Here is a 16458-nt window from a genome sequence, read left to right on the forward strand (position 1 = left end):
AGTACGACCCGATTTTTATCGTCAAAGCGACGAAAAGTGTCCCTTGTCCCCTGGAGTGACCAGACCGGACTCGTAGGCCGCCATGACGAGCTGCGCCCGGTCGAACAGCCCCAGGTGGTCCAGCAGCGACTTCACCAGCACCGACACCTCCTCCTCGGGCAGCGCCAGCGTCTGGCCGATCTGCCGGTTCGTCAGCCCGCGTGCGACGAGTTTGAGCACGTCGAGCCGGGCGTCGGAGAGTCCGGCCAGCGCCGGCGGCGAGGCCGGGTCGGTGCGGCCGGCGAACGCCGAGATCAGCCGGGTGGTGACCGCCGGGTCGATGAGCGCGTCCCCGACGGCGGCGGCCCTGATCGCGGCCAGGAACTGCTCGGGGGCCGAGGTCTTCAGCACGAAGCCGCTGACGCCCGCGCGCAGCGCCGCGTACAGGTTCTCGTCGCTGCCGAACGTGGTCATCATGACGACCTTGGGCGGGCGTTCCCCGGCCAGGATGCGGCGGGCGGCGGCCAGGCCGTCCAGGTGCGGCATCTGGATGTCGAGCAGCACGACGTCCGGACGGTGCTCGCGTACGCCCGCGATGGCCTCCTCGCCGTTGGCCGCCTCGCCGGCCAGCGCCACGCCGTCCTCGCTGTCGAGCATGGCGCGCAGCCCCGCCCGTACGAGCGCCTGGTCGTCGGCCACAAGCACGCGCAGCACCCGCTCCCCGGCGGCGGCCGGGGCGGGGGCGGCGGACGGCGGGGGCGGCGGCTCCTCCAGCCGCTGGGCCAGCATGTCGGCCTCCAGCCGGCGCAGCCCGGCCGACAGGTCGAGCCCCAGCTCGTCCCGCCACACCGCGCGGGCCCGGCGCAGCGCGGCCAGCGCGTCACCCTGGCGGCCCATCCGGTACAGGGCGAGGGCCAGCAGCCGCCACGCCTCCTCGCGCAGCGGGTGGGCCGAGGCGTGCGCCTCCAGGTCGGCCACCAGGGAGGTGGCCCGGCCCAGCGTGAGCCCGGCGTCGGCGCGCCGCTCGACGGCGATCAGCCGCAGCTCCTCCAGCCTGCCCGCCTCGGTCGCCGCCCAGGTCAGCTCGGCGAACTCGGCCAGCGCCGGCCCGCGCCACAGCCCCAGCGCGCTCTCCATGGCGGCCCACACCTGCGGAGGTGGGCCCTCGGTCTTCACCAGGCTCTCGAACCGCCACGAGTCGACCTGCTCGGTCGCGGCCCGCAGCGCGTAGCCGGGCGCGGCCGAGACCAGCACCTCGGCCTCCTCGCGCGGCGCGCGGCCGGGCTCCAGCGCGCGCCGCAGCCGCGAGACGTAGCCCTGGATGGTGGACAGGGCCTGCGCGGGCGGATCGCCCGGCCACAGCTCGTCGATGAGCGTGTGCACGGGCACGGCCCGGCCGCCCGCCACGAGCAGACGGGCGAGCACCGCCCGCTGCCGTTGGCCGCCGAGGTCGAGGGGGACGCCGTCGCTCCAGGCGTGGAACGGTCCCAGTGCGGTGAATGTCAGCATGTCAGGGGTAAGCGTAGAGGGATAACACGTCCGGGGATATGGCGAATTGTCACAGGGGGAGTTCGGCGTGGACAACCGTGCCACCTCCCGGTCCCGTTCGTACGACGCAGGTGCCCCCGAGTTCGGCCGCCCGTTCGCGCATCGAGCCCAGCCCGACGCCGGGCCGCGCGTCCGGCGGCAGGCCGATCCCGTCGTCGGCGACCGTGACGCGCAGGCGGTCGTCGCGGCGCAACGTCACCGTGATCCGCGAGGCGCGGGCGTGCTTGCGCGCGTTGGTGAGCGCCTCCTGCACGATGCGGTAGGCCGCGACCTCGACCGCGGCGGGCAGGCCGGTCAGCTCGCCCGACGTCCCGACCGGCGTCCCGGCCAGGTCCTCGATCGCGCCGGCCAGGCCCAGCTCGTCCAGGGCGGGCGGGCGCAGGCCGTAGACGAGCTGCCTGATGTCGCCGGTCACGGCGTCCATGCCGGCGCGCAGCCCGGCCAGCAGCCGGTCGGCCTGCTCGGGAGCGCTGTGCATGGTCAGCCGGGCGGCGTTGATCGACATGGCCATGCCGCTGAGCGACTGGCCGAGCCCGTCGTGCAGGTCGCGGCGCAGCCGCCGCCGTTCCTCCTCCCGCGCGGTCAGGATGCGCTCGCGTGAGCGTTGCAGCGCCGCCGTCAGCCGTACGGCGTGCGCGGCGTCGGCGATGTACGGCGTGATCGTGGCGATCACCCGCTCGTCGTGGGCCGCGGGGAACCTGCGCCGGTCCGTCGGCCCGATCAGCAGCAGCCCGACCGGTTCGCCGTGCCACACCAGCGGGACGGTCCTGGCCGCCGCGCCCACCACGCCGGACGTGGTGACCGCGCCGTCGGCCTCGACCGCGACGCCGGTCACCGACAGGCCCTCGCGCAGCACGTCGAGCGTGGCCAGCAGGCCGTGCACGGGGTCGGTGTGCTGGAGCCGGTGCCGCAGCCGCCGGGCCAGCGTGCCGGGCACGCCGGTGCTGCCGTACAGCAGGCGGTCCACGCCGCGTTGCAGGCCGCGGCGCATCGGCTGGAAGAACGCCCCGGCGAACAGGGCCGCGGGGATGCCGGCGATCCGGTCCACCTCCGACAGGAACACGCTGAGGGCCGCGCTGACCGCGACGTACACGAGGGTGATCACGATGGCCAGGCCGGTGCCCACCAGCGCCCTGCTGATCAGCGTGTCGATGCCGAACAGCCGGTAGCGCAGCACCGCCACGGCGATGGCCGCCGGGATCAGCGGGATGGCCAGCGAGGCCACCCACCAGACGTCCGCGCCGAGCATCCACGGCACCAGCAGGCCGGGCAGCGCCACCAGCAGCCACAGGAGCTGCCGCCGCTCGACCGCGTCGCCGCGCCGGAAACGCACGACCAGCGAGGCGAAGGCCAGCACCATGCTCGCCGAGAGCGTGGCGTGCCCGGCCTCCCGCAGTCCGGGCCGGTCGGCCAGCAGCCCGGCCCAGTCCAGCGCCTGCCCGGCCACGGCCAGCGCGATCACCGGCCGCCAGCGCCGCGACGGCAGCCTGCCCACCGGGTACAGCAGGGGCAGCAGGACGCCGAGGGTCAGCTCGCAGACGTTCCAGGTCAGGTTGACGATCGGCCAGCGCGGGCCCGGCCCGCCGTCGAGCAGCTGGTAGAGGTTGGCCGACAGGATGTTGGCCGCCGCGCTCGTCCCGCCGAGGCACAGCAGCCAGCCGATGACCAGCCGCGGCCTGCTGTGCACGAGGATCGCGCCGAAGACGGGGAACGCCGTGCCCGCCATGTCCTCGGGCGCGAACGGCAGCGGCGTGTACGGCGACGGCGGCAACTGCGCGGTCACCCAGATGTCGGCCAGCTCCAGCACGACGGCGAACGTGGCGATCCCGATCGCGACGCGGGGCGTGGCCAGCCTCGTGCACGCCCGGCGCGCCCATCCTGCGTGGCGCATCCCACCATTTCCTTCCGTGATCGGCAGGAAATTATCGGGAATCAGCCAACATCCGATCAAAATTCTCTCAACGGCGGCGGATTCCGTGGACCGCCGCCCGCGACCTCAGGCCGCCGCCCGCCGCCGGATCGCCGGGCCGAGGGCCAGCATGCCCGCCGCCGAGACCAGCGCGACGCCGCCCACGCTGAACCACAACGTCTGCGACCCGGCCGCGAGCAGCGGCCCGCCCATCAGTGGCGCCAGCACCGAGGCCAGCGACCAGGCGAACCCGAACAGCCCCGAGTACCGCCCCCGCAGGTGCTCGGGGGCCAGCGCGGCCACGATCGTCCCGGAGATGCCCGCGGTGATGATCTCGCCCACGGTCCACACCCCGATCGTGACGGCCAGCCAGAACGTGGTGGTGACGAAGGCCGTCATCGCGAACCCGGCCCCCATGACCGCCAGGCCGAGCGCGAACGTGCGGGAGGCGTCCCTGCGTCCGAGCCAGCCGGAGACCAGCGGCTGCACGACGACGATGAGCACCCCGTTCAGGGCCATGGCCAGGCCGAACTGCGCCGGCGTCAGCTTCACCACCGACGTCATCGCGACCGGCAGCATGGTCACGGTCTGCAGGTAGACCAGCGCGTTGCCGAGCACCACCAGCGTGAAGGCGACCATCACCCGGTCGCGCAGCACGACGCCGAACCCGCCGGACGACTCACGCGCCTGCGGCCTGGTCTCGGGCACCGCCCGCCACACCAGCGCGGCGAAGACCAGGCAGGAGACCGCGTCGATCCAGAACAGCCAGAGGAACCCGACGCTCGCCAGCCAGCCACCTGCCGTCATGCCGACCGCGTACCCCAGGTTGATCGCCCAGAACAGCAGCCCGTACGCGCGGGCCCGCTCCGCCGGGGACACCAGGTCGGCCACCAGGGCGCTGGACGCCGGCCGGTAGATGTCGATCACCAGCCCGAGCACGAACATGGACGCGACGATCGCCGGCAGCGAGCTGCTGTAGCCCAGCGCCAGCATGGTGGCGGCGGTGGCCAGCATGCCGCCCGACAGCGTGACCCGGCGGCCGACGCGGTCGGTGAGCACGCCCGCGAGGATCTGCGACAGCAGCGAGCCCGCGCCGTAGACGCCCATGACCAGGCCCACGGCGGTCACCGACATGCCGCGCGAGTGGGTCAGGTAGACGCCGGTGAACGGCATGACGAGGGTGCCCAGACGGTTGACCAGGGTGCCGCTCCACAGGGCCCAGAAGGGGCGCGGCAGTCCGCCGATCTGGGAACGGAGGAAGGAAGGCTTCTCAGCGACAGTGCTAGACACGGGTACAGGGTCAGGTCCCCGCGCTCGACGCGCCAACGATTTAGTGCACACTAAAAGCATGGCCGTCACCTGGGTCCTGAAGCCGGAGGACGTCGCACGCATCCGGTTCGCGTTCTCGCCCATGTGGGAGCTGGTCGCGAGCCTGCGCACCCTCCAGGACCCCTCCAGGCAGTCGATCCACCTGCCGTGGATCAAGGCCGTGCGTCCCCGGCTGGCCCGGCTCGACCTGGACGAGCTGTTCGCGCTGGTGCCGCCGTCCGGCTACCTGGCCGACTTCATCACCCCGCCCCCGGAGACGCCGCTGCCCGATTTCGCGGCCGAGCTGGCGCTGGTCCGCGGCACGCCCCCCGAACGCGCCCGCTCGGAGGTCGCGACCATCGCCGGCACCGACCGGGCGCTGCTCGACCGGTTCACGGCCGACCCGGCGGCGGGCGTGGCCCGGGTGGCCGACGCGCTGGAGACGTACTGGCGGGAGTGCTTCGAGGAGTTCTGGCCGCGCGTCTACGGGCTGCTCGAACGCGACGTGCTGCGCCGCTCCCGCCAGCTCGCCCAGGGCGGGGCCAGGGAGCTGTTCGCCGGGCTCGGCCCCGCCGTGGAGTGGACGGGGGAGCAGCTGCTCATCGACCGGCCGTGGTGCCATGCGGGCGGCCTGCACGGCGACGGGCTGCTGCTGGTGCCGAGCGCGTTCTACTGGCCGTCGGTGGCCGTGATGTCGGCTCCGTACCAGTCGATGCTCGTCTACCCGGTGCTCGGCGTGGGCACGTTGTGGGAGCAGGGCCCGCCGCCCGCCCCCGGCGCGCTGGCCGCGCTCATCGGGCGCAGCCGGGCGCAGATCCTGCTCGCGCTGGCCGAGCCGAGCACCACCTCGGCGCTGGCCGCCCGGATGTCGCTCACCCCGGGCGCGGTCAGCCAGCACCTCGGGGTGCTCAGCGACGGCGGGCTGACGGTGGGCCTGCGCCTCGGCAAGCAGGTCGTCTACCGCCGGACGGCGGCGGGCGACATGCTCGCCGCAGCCTCACCCTGATCGGCTCCTGGTCGGCTCACGTGTACCGGGACGTCTCCAGCAGCCAGTCCAGGTGGGCGCGGGGCGCGGCCAGGTAGGCGCAGGCGACCTTGCTGACGTCCCTGGCCACCTTGGGCGGCAGGTCGTCCAGCGGCAGCCGCCGGGCCGCCCGGTTCATGTCCTGACATCGTCCGACGATCCGGTCGAGCACCCACGCGACGGCCTCGCGCTCGCCCAGCCCGAGCTGCCGGACCGCCAGCACGACCAGGTTGTGCACGTCGCCGCGCTCCTTGGGCCGCGAGGCCACGTCGTTGCACCAGGCCGTGACGTCGTTGCAGGCGTCCACCAGCTCGCGCCACGGCTCGCACTCGACCATCCAGGCCGGCACCTCGACCCGCAGGCATGGCTCGACCAGGTCGTACAGGTAGGGGCCGACCGTCCCCCTGCGCAGCGCCGGGTACTCCTCCAGCGTCGGCATGCGCCCGGCGGCCCGGTTGTCGGCCTCGGTGCGGCACGCGTCCGCCTGGCGTCGCAGGTTGACCGCGAACCTGGCCCGCCAGTGGTCGCTCATCCGCGCGCTGGTCACCCGCCACAGGTCGGCGAAGGCCGCCTCCAGCGGGTGCCGGGACGCGCCCTGGAGCATGCCGCCGAAGATGTCCAGCGTGCACGACCCCTCGTCCAGCTCGTCGTCGAGGTGGAACAGCCAGGTCAGCCATTGCGCGAACAGCGCGGCGGCGGCCGCGTCGAACTCGGCGAAGGCGCGCCCGGCCATCCGGTGGAAGCCCACCCCGGCGTCGGCGCGCAGGCCCGTCCGCCTGGCCCAGTCGATGACCGCGGCCTCGATGGCGTACACGGCGGGGTGCATCCGGCAGGGCGCCCCCATCGCCGGCACCCGCTCGACCAGCGGCAGCAGCGCCAGCGCGGGCGAGCCGCCCTTGCGCGGCAGCGGCAGCATCGGCTTCCAGTGCAGGACCGAGCGGAGCGCGGTGCGCACCGTGGCGAACACGGTGGTGCTCACGGCGGTGTTCACAGCGGTCCGAAGAGCCAGTTGCCCGCGGCGTTCGGGTCTGAGCTGCGGTAGTAGTCCTCGGCCGCGAGGACCAGCCCCTCGACGGTGAGCGCGCCTCTGCCCTCGCGGTCGAGCCGGTCGAAGGCCTCGTCCACGTCGTCGTAGGCGGTGCCGAACGCGCTCAGCATCGTACGGAACTCGCCCGGCCCGATCAGGCCGTCGCCGTCGCCGTCGCAGAGCTGGGCCACGGCCAGCGTCGCCGGCCGGAACACCGGCTTGTAGCGGTCGCCCGTGACGAACGCGGCCGTCATCCCGCCGCGGAAGTCGGTGCGGGCGATGCCGGAGTCGCCGTCGCGGTCGAGCGCCCGTGACAACGTCGACCAGATGCCGTCGAAGCTGTCGACGAGCCGGTTGCCGGTGACCGAGGTGGGGGACTCCCCGAAACCCACCAGCAGGCGCGCGCCCAGCCCCAGCAGGTCCTCCCGCTCGACGACGCCGTTGCCGTTCGCGTCGATGTGGTCGAACGCCCGATCGAGCTTGTGATTGAGCAGGTCGATAGCCACCAATGCCTCCCCCGAGACTCACTGCGTGATCACAGTAGATCTGGGCGGCCCCTTTGTCAGTGAGGCTCGCACCGGCACCCCCTGTAACGTGTGCGAAACACGGGCACGGCATGCTGGTAGAAGACCCGCACTGTCTTCAACGAGGGGACACCTTGGACCGCCAGCAGGAGTTCGTGCTCCGCACGCTAGAGGAACGCGACATCCGGTTCATCCGGCTCTGGTTCACCGACGTCCTCGGCTTCCTCAAGTCCGTCGCGATCGCGCCCGCCGAGCTGGAAGGCGCCTTCGCCGAGGGCATCGGCTTCGACGGCTCGGCGATCGAGGGCTTCGCCCGCGTCTACGAGTCCGACATGCTGGCCAAGCCCGACCCCTCCACGTTCCAGATCCTGCCCTGGCGCAGCGAGACGCCGGGCGCGGCGCGCATCTTCTGCGACATCCTCATGCCCGACGGCACCCCCTCGCACGCCGACCCGCGCTGGGTGCTCAAGCGCACGCTCGCCAAGTGCGCCGACATGGGCTTCACCTTCTACACCCACCCCGAGATCGAGTTCTTCCTGCTGAAGAACCGTCCCGAGGCCGGTCAGAAGCCCGAGCCGATCGACTCCGGCGGCTACTTCGACCACACGCCCCACAGCTCCGGCCACGACTTCCGGCGCCAGGCGATCATGATGCTGGAGTCGATGGGCATCTCCGTCGAGTTCAGCCACCACGAGGGCGCCCCCGGCCAGCAGGAGATCGACCTGCGCTACGCCGACGCGCTCACCACGGCCGACAACATCATGACGTTCCGGCTGATCATGAAGGAGGTGGCCCTGGAGCAGGGCATCTGGGCCTCGTTCATGCCCAAGCCGTTCACCGAGCACCCGGGCTCGGGCATGCACACGCACATGTCGCTGTTCGAGGGCGACCGCAACGCCTTCCACGAGGCCGGCACCGACTACCGGCTGTCGAAGATCGGCCGCTCGTTCATCGCCGGCCTGCTGCGGCACGCCGCCGAGATCACCGCCATCACCAACCAGTGGGTCAACTCCTACAAGCGGCTGTGGGGCGGCGCCGAGGCCATCGCGGGGCAGGGCGGCGAGGCGCCCTCCTACGTGTGCTGGGGGCACAACAACCGCTCGGCGCTGGTCCGGGTGCCCATGTACAAGCCGCACAAGGGCGGCTCGACCCGCATCGAGTTCCGGTCGCTCGACTCGGCGTGCAACCCGTACCTGGCCTTCGCGCTGGTGCTGGCCGCCGGGCTCAAGGGCATCGAGGAGAGCTACGAGCTGCCCCCGGCCGCCGAGGACAACGTCTGGACCCTGACCAGCGCCGAGCGCCGGGCGCTGGGCATCCAGCCGCTGCCCGGCTCGCTCGACGAGGCCATCGCCGTCATGGAGCGCAGCGAGCTGGTCGCCGAGACGCTGGGCGAGCACGTCTTCGACTTCTTCCTGCGCAACAAGCGGGCCGAGTGGCGCGAATACCGCCGTACGGTCACCGAGTTCGAGCTGGGCCGCTACCTGCCGGTGCTGTGAGGCCGGCCGGGGGAGACCCTGGCTCAGCCCTTGAACTCGCGCACCTCGACCGGGAGCACGCCCACGGCGCGCGCGAGCCGGCGCCCCCACTCCAGCGCGCCGTCCAGGTCGGGCGCCCGGATGACGGTGAACCCGCCGACGTGCTCCTTGCCCTCGGTGTAGGGGCCGTCGGTGGTGAACGTCTCGCCGGCGCGCATCCGGACCACCGACGCCTGCTCCGCCGGTGCCAGGCCGCCGGAGAAGACCCACACCCCGGCCGCGCGCATCTCCGACTCGACCGCGCCGATGTCGCGCATGATCGGCTCCAGGACCTCGGGCTCGGGCGGCGGGCCGTCGGGCTCGAACAGGGTCAGCAGGTACTGCTTCATGGCGGGTCCTCCCTCGATGTCCCCTCGGTGTCCCCTTGGCGTCTCCGCGGTGTCCCCTCGGCGGGACGTCGTCGTCAGTCGGCGGGGGCGCGGTCGGCGCTGTCGAAGACGATGTGCTCCAGCAGGTCGGCCTCGGCGCGGGTGACGACGTGCGCGCTGACGGCCGGGGCCGGGTCGCCGCCGGCCACCCGGGCCAGCAGGCTGTCCCAGTTGCGGCGGTGGCGGGCGAACGTGCGGGGCGCGACCACCCGTCCCCTGGCGTGCTGGCCGGCGACCGCCGCCGCCGGAGGCGCGTCGAGCAGCAGCAGGTGGAAGCTCGCCCGCTGCCTGCGGGCCAGCCAGGCGAACCCCTTCAGCACGTACGCGGCGCAGCCCCGGTTGTGCGCGAGGACCGCCTGCCCCTTGGCCAGCGCCTGGCTGACCCGGCTCACGTGGGTGGCGAACACCACCGCGCGGCGGACCGGCCGGGGAGCCCAGGTGATGCGGCCGGCCCAGTGGAGCCGCGACTGCCCCGAGTCGATCACCACGACCGCGTCGGCGACGACGGGCGCGCTCTCGGAGCCGTGAAGGCCGTAGAGGCGGCGCAGCAGCGTGGTCTTGCCGGCGCCGGGCAGCCCGGTCAGCACGACCAGCGACCCGGGCGGAAAACGTAACGTCGCCCGCTGCACAGACCCACCCCGCCCGATCGGTTCGCTTCGACCCCTGTCGCGCCAGCATAGGGCGCGGGGGCGGGCAGTGGGTGGGCGGTGGGTGGGCGGTGGGCGGGCACAGCGGCCGGAACGGTCCGACGGGATTCACCGGGAATGGGCTCGGGGCGGGGAAATCACGGGATAAGGTACTGCCGACGCCTTGATCGGCCTCACCCCGGATACGCATCCGACTCCGGGTTGGGGCCGATTTTCGTTGTTCCTCACCCCCGAGTCACATCCGTGCCATGGACGGCGCCGACCCTGGGTGGGGATGGCGGGGGTAGCCGGGGAAGTTTCGGCCACGCCTGTGGCGTTATGGCATGAGTCGGTCGGCGCTCAGGGACCCCCAACATCGTGGTAATCCGGGAGTCCAGTAAAATCGGCCTACTCTTTACGATATTTCCGGACTTCTCGCCTGGTGGGGCGATATTGGAGGGTGTGGCATGACGACGGCTGCCCTGCAGACCGTGTTGACCGTTCCCGAGCGTTTCCGGGGCCCGGTGGGAGTCGCCAACGGCGGCTGGATCGCGGGCACCATGGCAGAGGCGCTGAACGGCGGCCGATCAGCGGTCGAGGTCACGCTGCACGCGCCCACGCCCCTGGAGACCGAGCTGCGCCTTGAGCACGTCGCCAACAGCGTCTCGCTGTCCGACGGCGACAAAGTCCTGGTCGAGGCCATCCCCGTCGCCGAGACCCTGACCGGGCCCGGCTTCGTGCCGTTCACCGACGCCGCCCGCGCCGAGGCCGGGTTCGTCGGCCTGAAGGCCCACCCGTTCGCCGAGTGCTTCGCCTGCGGCCTGCGCGAGCCGGGCGACGGCCTGCGCATCTTCCCCGGCCCGGTGGAGGGCTCCGACCTGGTGGCCGCCGGGTGGCGGGTGCCGTTCACGGTGAGCGGCGAGGACGGCGTCCCCGCCTCGATCGTGGGCGCGGTGCTCGACTGCATCACCGGCTGGGCGCACTTCGGCCCCGGTGAGTCGGCCCTGCTCGGCCGTCTGGTCGTGCAGATCAACGGCCCGGTGCTGCCGGGTGGCCGCTACTCCGTCGTGGCCCGTCCGACCGGCCGCGAGGGCCGCAAGATGTACGGCGAGAGCGGCATCTACGAGGGCGACGGCACCCTGGTGGCCGCCGCCCGCGCCACGTGGATCGCTCCACGCTGACCTGTGCCGACGACGGCCCTCCGAGCTCGCCTCGGGGGGCCGTTTCTCGTCCGAGGCGAAGACGGACGGCTCGCCGCAGCGGTCAGGACCCGGTGATCCGGGCCAGGACGGTCGTCACCGGCTCCGCGTCGAACAGGATCGTGTAGTGGTTGCAGTCGGGCACCAGCTCGTCGCGCAGGCCGGGCACGCGGGCCGTCCACGTCCGGGCGACCTCGTCGGGCAGCATGCCGGTGTCCTGGTCGAGCAGGCCGCGCGGCGCCCTGAGCAGGTGCAGCGGCGCCTTGATCGCGGTCAGCGCGGCGCCGATCTCGGCCGTCTCGGTGCGCATCCAGCGCCCGTCCGCCATCACGGCCTCGCCGACGGCCCGTGAGCGCATCGCGCCCTCGGGGCCGGTGAGGTCGTAGCGCACGTACGCCTCGACGTCCGGGCTCCAGTGGGCGGCGAAGGCCGGATGGGCCTTGAAGAAGTCCACGTACTCCTGGGGGGAGGCGAACGTCCGGCGCAGGCGGGCGAGCGCGGGCCCGAGCGTGGCCTCCAGGGCGGCGTCGGGGTCGACGCCCTCGGGCAGCGGGAGCGGGAGGCCGCCGTCCACCAGGACGACCCGGGCGAAGTCGCGGGCGGCCCCGGCCAGCACGGCCACGTACGCGCCCATCGAGTGGCCGGCCAGCACCGCGTCCGGGCCCGCGCCGACGTGCTCGGCGACGCGCAGGACGTCCTCGGCGTGCCGGGGCAGCCCGTACGGGCCGGGCAGGGAGGCGCTGTGCCCGCGGCCGCGCAGGTCCATCGCGATCAGTGACCACTCCTCGGGCAGCCGCCGCCCGACCGCGCCCCAGGCCATGAGCGAGGCGCTGATGCCGTGGACCGCGATGACCTTGCGGGGGCCGGTGCCGAACGTGGCGACGCGCAGCCCGTCCACTTCGTCGAATCTCATAGCCGGATCCTAGGGACCCGCCCGGCGCCGGGCACCCACCGCCCGCGGCTGCCCCGGCAACGGACGGATAGCCGCTTTACGAAAAAAGGCGGATAAATTACCCGATATGCGCATCACCGTGATCGAGCACGAGGCCGGCGCCGGGCTCGGCCACCTGGCGGACTGGCTCGGCCCCACCTGCGACGTCGTCCGCCCCTACCTCGGCGACCCGGTCCCCGCACGGGCCGCCGACGGCTTGATCGTGCTCGGCGGCGCCGCGGCCGCCTGGGAGGACGAGCGCAGCCCCTGGCAGCCCGCCACCCGCGCCCTCCTGCGCCGCGCCGTGGACGAGGGCGCCCCCACGCTCGGCATCTGCCTCGGCGCGCAGCTTCTCACCATGGCACTCGGCGGCACGGTCGAGCGCGGCGGGAACGGCCTGGAGGTGGGGGCGTGCGAGGTGGTCGCGCTGCCCGCCGCCGCCTCCGACCCGCTGCTGTCCGGCGTCCCGGCCAGGGCCACCGCCGTCCAGTACCACCAGGACGCCATGACGCGGCTGCCCGCGGGCGCGGTGCCGCTGATGACCGGCGCCCAGTACCCGAACCAGGCCTACCGGGTCGGCGAGCGCGCCTGGGCGTTGCAGTTCCACCCCGAGGCCACCCCGGAGATCTTCACCGCCTGGACGGCGGAGTCGGACCTGGAGTCGGCCGAGGACCTGAACGCCGCCGTCAAGGCCGCCGAGCCCGCCCTCGTCGCGACCTGGCGACCGGTCGCGCAGGCGTTCGCCCAGGTGGTCGAAGCCTCCCGCCCGGCCTGACAGCCACCCCGGGACCCACCGCCCCCACCCTGGAGCCCCCCACGCGGCCTGGCCGCCCGGCGCGGCTCGGGCCGGGGGCGAGCCGCCGGTGCGGGTCAGAACCAGCGGTCGCGGCCGAGACCGTCCGTGGGCGAGGACTCAGTGGGCGAGGACTCGGCGGCCCGGTCGTGGCGGCGGGTGAGCAGGTGGGCGACCGCGTGCACGCCCCCCGCCGTCAGCGGCAGCGCCGCGAGCCCGTACGCGGCAGACCGCCCCGGCGCCGCCACCACCCCCGCCCGCCGCAACCGCCGCCACGCCCAGGCCGAGAACGGGATCACCACCAGCGGCGCCGTCACCACCCCCGGCGTGTACCCCCGCGTGGCGACGGCCTGCGCCACGTGGACGACCCCGTGCAGCCCGAACCCCGCCAGCACCGCCTGGAACGCCGGGCTGCGGCCCCCGCTGCGCGCCCCGAGCGCAGCGGCCCCCGCCACCACGCCGCCCATCAGCCCGATCGCCACGTTCACCCGCGCCTGCGACACCTCCAGCCGCTCCCACGGCACCCCCGGGTACAGCCGCTCCAGCCGGGGACGGGCCCGCCGCGCCCATCCGGCCATGGTCGCCAGCTCCTCCGCGTCGTGCACGGCCCAGGCCGCCAGCATCCCCCAGGTCACCGCCGCGGACATCCGGCTCATGTCATCACCTCTCCGACAAAACACAACGCTACGTTGCGTTGCACTCTACGGCTTCCGGGCCGCCACCTGTCAAGATGAGCAGGTGCCCAGGATCGAATCGACCGCCGCACGCCTCGCCAAGCTCGGCTTCGCCGACGGGGCCAGGGCCGCCCAGCTCCTCGACCGCACCCCGGCCGACCTCGACGACCTTCTGGTGTTCCTGGTCGCCGTGGCCGATCCCGACCTGGCCCTGGTCTCGCTGACCCGCCTGGCCGAGCGCGAGCCCGCCGTCCTCGACGCCGTGCGCGCCGACGACCGGCTCAGGGCGCGCCTGTTCGCCGTCCTCGGCGTCAGCGCCGCGCTCGGCGAGCACCTGGTGCGCCACCCCGGCCAGACGGCCCTGCTGGCCGAACCCGACCTGGGCGAGGCGCGGGCCGCGCTGCTGCGCGCCGTCGGCGCCGAGCCCGACGAGCCCGAGCCGCGCGCCGACGGCCCCAACCCGCTGGTGGCGCTGCGGGTGGCCTACCGGGGCCGCCTCATGCACCTGGCCGCCCGCGACCTCACCGGCCAGGCCACGCTCGCCGAGGTCATGGCCGAGCTGTCCGACCTGGCCGCCGCGGCGCTGGAGGCGGCCCTGGCGGTCGCCCGCGCCGAGGTCGACGACTCCGAGGCGCGCCTGGCGGTCATCGGCATGGGCAAGTGCGGCGCCCGGGAGCTCAACTACATCAGCGACGTCGACGTCGTCTTCGTCGCCGAGCCGCGCGAGGGCGCCGACGAGACCAAGGCGCTGCGCTCGGCCACCAGGCTGGCCCAGGCCATGATGCGGGCCTGCACGGCGGCCACCCAGGAGGGCCCGCTGTGGGAGGTCGACGCCGGCCTGCGCCCCGAGGGCCGGTCCGGCCCGCTGGTCCGCACCCTGGGCAGCCACCTGGCCTACTACCGCCGCTGGGCCAAGACCTGGGAGTTCCAGGCGCTGCTCAAGGCCAGGCCGGTGGCGGGCGACCCGGAGCTCGGCGAGTCCTACGTCCAGGCGGTCAACGACCTCGTCTGGACGGCCGCCACCCGCGAGCACTTCGTGGAGGACGTGCAGGCCATGCGCCGGCGCGTCGAGTCGCACGTGCGCGCCGAGGGGGAGCGGCAGCTCAAGCTGGGGCCCGGCGGGCTGCGCGACATCGAGTTCGCCGTCCAGCTGCTGCAACTCGTGCACGGCAGGCTCGACCCGCTGCTGCGCCGCCGGGCGACCCTCCCGGCCCTGGCCGCGCTCTCCCGCGGCGGCTACGTGGGCCGCGACGACTCACGCGGCCTCGCCGAGGCGTACACGTTCCTGCGCCAGGTCGAGCACCTGTTGCAGCTCCACCGGCTGCGGCGTACGCACCTGCTGCCCACCGACGAGGCCGACCTGCGCAGGCTCGGCCGCGCGCTGGGCATGCAGACCGACCCGGTGGGGGAGTTCACCGCCCGGTGGCGGCGGCACGCCATGGAGGCGCGGCGGCTGCACGAGAAGCTGTTCTACCGGCCGCTGCTCCAGGCCGTGGCCCGGCTGCCTGAGTCGGAGGCGCGGCTGTCCACGGCCGCGGCGGCGGCCCGGCTGGAGGCGCTGGGCTACGTCGATCCCAACGGCGCGCTGCGGCACATCGCGGCGCTGTCCACGGGCGTGTCCAGGCGCGCGGCCATCCAGCGCACGCTGCTGCCCGTCATGCTCGGCTGGTTCGCCGACACGCCCGACCCCGACGCGGCGCTGCTCGGCTTCCGGCAGGTCAGCGACAAGCTCGGCAGCACCCCGTGGTACCTGCGGCTGCTGCGCGACGAGACCGCGGTGGCCGCGCGGATGGCGCGGGTGCTCGGCACCGGCCGCTACGCCACCGGCCTGCTCATGCACGCCCCCGACGCGGTCGCGATGCTCGGCTCCGACCAGGAGCTGGCCGTCCGGCCGCCCGGGGCGCTGCGCGGCGAGGCGTCGGCGGCGGTGTCCCGGCACGCAGGAGAGCCGGAGACGGCGGTGGCGGCCGTGCGGGGGCTGCGCCGCAGGGAGCTGTTCCGCACCGCCGTCGCCGACATCTCGCAGCTCCTCGACATCGAGACCGTCGGCACGGCGCTGTCGTCGCTCAACGACGTGACCCTGCAGGCCGCGCTCGACGCCGCGCTGGCCAAGGCCCCGGACGTGACCCGGTTCGCGGTCATCGCCATGGGCCGGCTCGGCGGCATGGAGTGCTCGTACGCCAGCGACGCCGACGTGATGTTCGTGCACTCGCCGCTGCCCGGCGTCGAGGAGCGGGAGGCCACCGACGCCGCCTTCGCCGTGGCCAACGAGCTGCGCCGGCTGCTGTCGCTGCCCGCCCCCGACCCGCCGCTGCTCATCGACCCCGACCTGCGTCCGGAGGGCCGCCAGGGGCCGCTGGTGCGCACGCTGGCCTCCTACCGCGCCTACTACGCCCGCTGGTCGGCGCCGTGGGAGGCGCAGGCGCTGCTGCGTGCCCGCTTCTCGGCCGGCGACGCCGCGCTCGGCGACGCGTTCATCTCCATGATCGACGAGCTGCGCTACCCGTCCGAGGGGTTGCGCGAGGACGCGATCAGGGAGATCAGGCGGCTCAAGGCGCGCATGGAGGCCGAACGGCTGCCGCGCGGCGCCGACCCCGCCCTGCACACCAAGCTCGGCCCCGGCGGGTTGTCGGACGTGGAGTGGGTGGCCCAGCTCCTCCAGCTCTGCCACGCGGGCGGCGTGCCGGCCCTGCGCACCACCCGGACGATCGGGGCGCTGCGCGCGGCGGCGGCCGAGGGGCTGCTCGACCCGGCCGACGAGCTGGTGCTGGCCGAGGCGTGGCGCTTCGCCTCGCGCGTCCGCGACGCGATCATGCTGGTCAGGGGCAGGCCCGGCGACAGCGTGCCGGCCGACGCGGGGGAGCGCAGGCTCATCGCCCGTACGCTCGGCTACCCGCCGGACGGCTCGGAGGACTTCCTCGACGACTACCGCCGCGTCACCCGCCGCGCCCGCCGGGTCGTGGACCGCGTCTTCTACGGGGGTTGATCCCGGTCCTCGCCGGGGTGTATCAAG

Annotated in this window: 14 protein-coding genes; 5 read left to right on the plus strand and 9 right to left on the minus strand. The window is 73.9% G+C overall.

The window, feature by feature from the left end; genetic code table 11:
* Positions 1-21: 21 nt before the first annotated feature.
* The 3 genes from ACIA8R_RS15490 to ACIA8R_RS15500 all read right to left on the minus strand — a co-directional run bounded on the left by ACIA8R_RS15490 (position 22) and on the right by ACIA8R_RS15500 (position 4726).
* On the minus strand, positions 22-1488 hold the full coding sequence (locus ACIA8R_RS15490) for a BTAD domain-containing putative transcriptional regulator (RefSeq protein ID WP_357700770.1): 1467 nt from the start codon (positions 1486-1488) through the stop codon (positions 22-24).
* A gap of 49 nt (positions 1489-1537) precedes the next feature.
* Positions 1538-3418: an ATP-binding protein gene (locus tag ACIA8R_RS15495; protein ID WP_397038841.1), complete on the minus strand. Its 1881-nt coding sequence runs from the start codon at positions 3416-3418 to the stop codon at positions 1538-1540.
* A 105-nt stretch (positions 3419-3523) separates the two neighbouring features.
* Positions 3524-4726 carry an MDR family MFS transporter gene (locus ACIA8R_RS15500; protein ID WP_397038843.1) on the minus strand — a complete coding sequence of 401 codons (1203 nt, stop codon included), beginning with the start codon at positions 4724-4726 and terminating at the stop codon, positions 3524-3526.
* Between the two features lie 58 nt (positions 4727-4784).
* On the opposite strand from ACIA8R_RS15500, the gene ACIA8R_RS15505 reads away from it, so the two are divergent.
* Positions 4785-5750, plus strand: a complete 966-nt coding sequence (locus ACIA8R_RS15505; protein WP_364091462.1) for a DUF5937 family protein — start codon at positions 4785-4787, stop codon at positions 5748-5750.
* Positions 5751-5766: 16 nt separating this feature from the next.
* On the opposite strand, the gene ACIA8R_RS15510 is transcribed toward ACIA8R_RS15505, so the two are convergent.
* The gene (locus ACIA8R_RS15510) at positions 5767-6747 is read right to left on the minus strand and encodes a terpene synthase family protein (protein WP_397038845.1); all 981 of its coding nucleotides are present in this window, start codon (positions 6745-6747) and stop codon (positions 5767-5769) included.
* Between the two features lie 8 nt (positions 6748-6755).
* The gene (locus tag ACIA8R_RS15515; protein WP_364091460.1) at positions 6756-7301 is read right to left on the minus strand and encodes a hypothetical protein; all 546 of its coding nucleotides are present in this window, start codon (positions 7299-7301) and stop codon (positions 6756-6758) included.
* Positions 7302-7453: 152 nt separating this feature from the next.
* Between ACIA8R_RS15515 and ACIA8R_RS15520 the strand changes: the two genes are divergently transcribed.
* Positions 7454-8815, plus strand: coding sequence for a glutamine synthetase family protein (locus tag ACIA8R_RS15520; protein WP_357700758.1), 1362 nt, complete (start codon positions 7454-7456; stop codon positions 8813-8815).
* 23 nt (positions 8816-8838) lie between these two features.
* Here the strand turns inward: ACIA8R_RS15520 and ACIA8R_RS15525 are convergent, their stop codons facing one another.
* Complete coding sequence (locus ACIA8R_RS15525; RefSeq protein WP_357700756.1) at positions 8839-9183, minus strand: YciI family protein; 345 nt, start codon at positions 9181-9183, stop codon at positions 8839-8841.
* Positions 9184-9257: 74 nt separating this feature from the next.
* On the minus strand, positions 9258-9851 hold the full coding sequence (locus ACIA8R_RS15530) for an AAA family ATPase (RefSeq protein WP_397038848.1): 594 nt from the start codon (positions 9849-9851) through the stop codon (positions 9258-9260).
* Between the two features lie 464 nt (positions 9852-10315).
* Here ACIA8R_RS15530 and ACIA8R_RS15535 point away from each other — a divergent pair, with 464 nt between their 5' ends.
* Positions 10316-11029 (plus strand): hypothetical protein, encoded by a 714-nt coding sequence (locus ACIA8R_RS15535; RefSeq protein WP_364091454.1) that lies wholly within the window; start codon positions 10316-10318, stop codon positions 11027-11029.
* Between the two features lie 82 nt (positions 11030-11111).
* Here the strand turns inward: ACIA8R_RS15535 and ACIA8R_RS15540 are convergent, their stop codons facing one another.
* A complete protein-coding gene (locus ACIA8R_RS15540; RefSeq protein ID WP_397038850.1) occupies positions 11112-11960 on the minus strand; it encodes an alpha/beta fold hydrolase in 849 nt (282 codons plus the stop codon).
* A 106-nt stretch (positions 11961-12066) separates the two neighbouring features.
* On the opposite strand from ACIA8R_RS15540, the gene ACIA8R_RS15545 reads away from it, so the two are divergent.
* Positions 12067-12753, plus strand: a complete 687-nt coding sequence (locus tag ACIA8R_RS15545) for a type 1 glutamine amidotransferase (protein ID WP_397038852.1) — start codon at positions 12067-12069, stop codon at positions 12751-12753.
* A 95-nt stretch (positions 12754-12848) separates the two neighbouring features.
* On the opposite strand, the gene ACIA8R_RS15550 is transcribed toward ACIA8R_RS15545, so the two are convergent.
* Positions 12849-13427, minus strand: coding sequence for an HXXEE domain-containing protein (locus ACIA8R_RS15550; RefSeq protein ID WP_397038854.1), 579 nt, complete (start codon positions 13425-13427; stop codon positions 12849-12851).
* 82 nt (positions 13428-13509) lie between these two features.
* Here ACIA8R_RS15550 and ACIA8R_RS15555 point away from each other — a divergent pair, with 82 nt between their 5' ends.
* Complete coding sequence (locus ACIA8R_RS15555; RefSeq protein WP_397038856.1) at positions 13510-16431, plus strand: bifunctional [glutamine synthetase] adenylyltransferase/[glutamine synthetase]-adenylyl-L-tyrosine phosphorylase; 2922 nt, start codon at positions 13510-13512, stop codon at positions 16429-16431.
* Positions 16432-16458: the final 27 nt, after the last annotated feature.

Source organism: Nonomuraea sp. NPDC051191, assembly GCF_044455665.1.
GTDB lineage: Bacteria > Actinomycetota > Actinomycetes > Streptosporangiales > Streptosporangiaceae > Nonomuraea.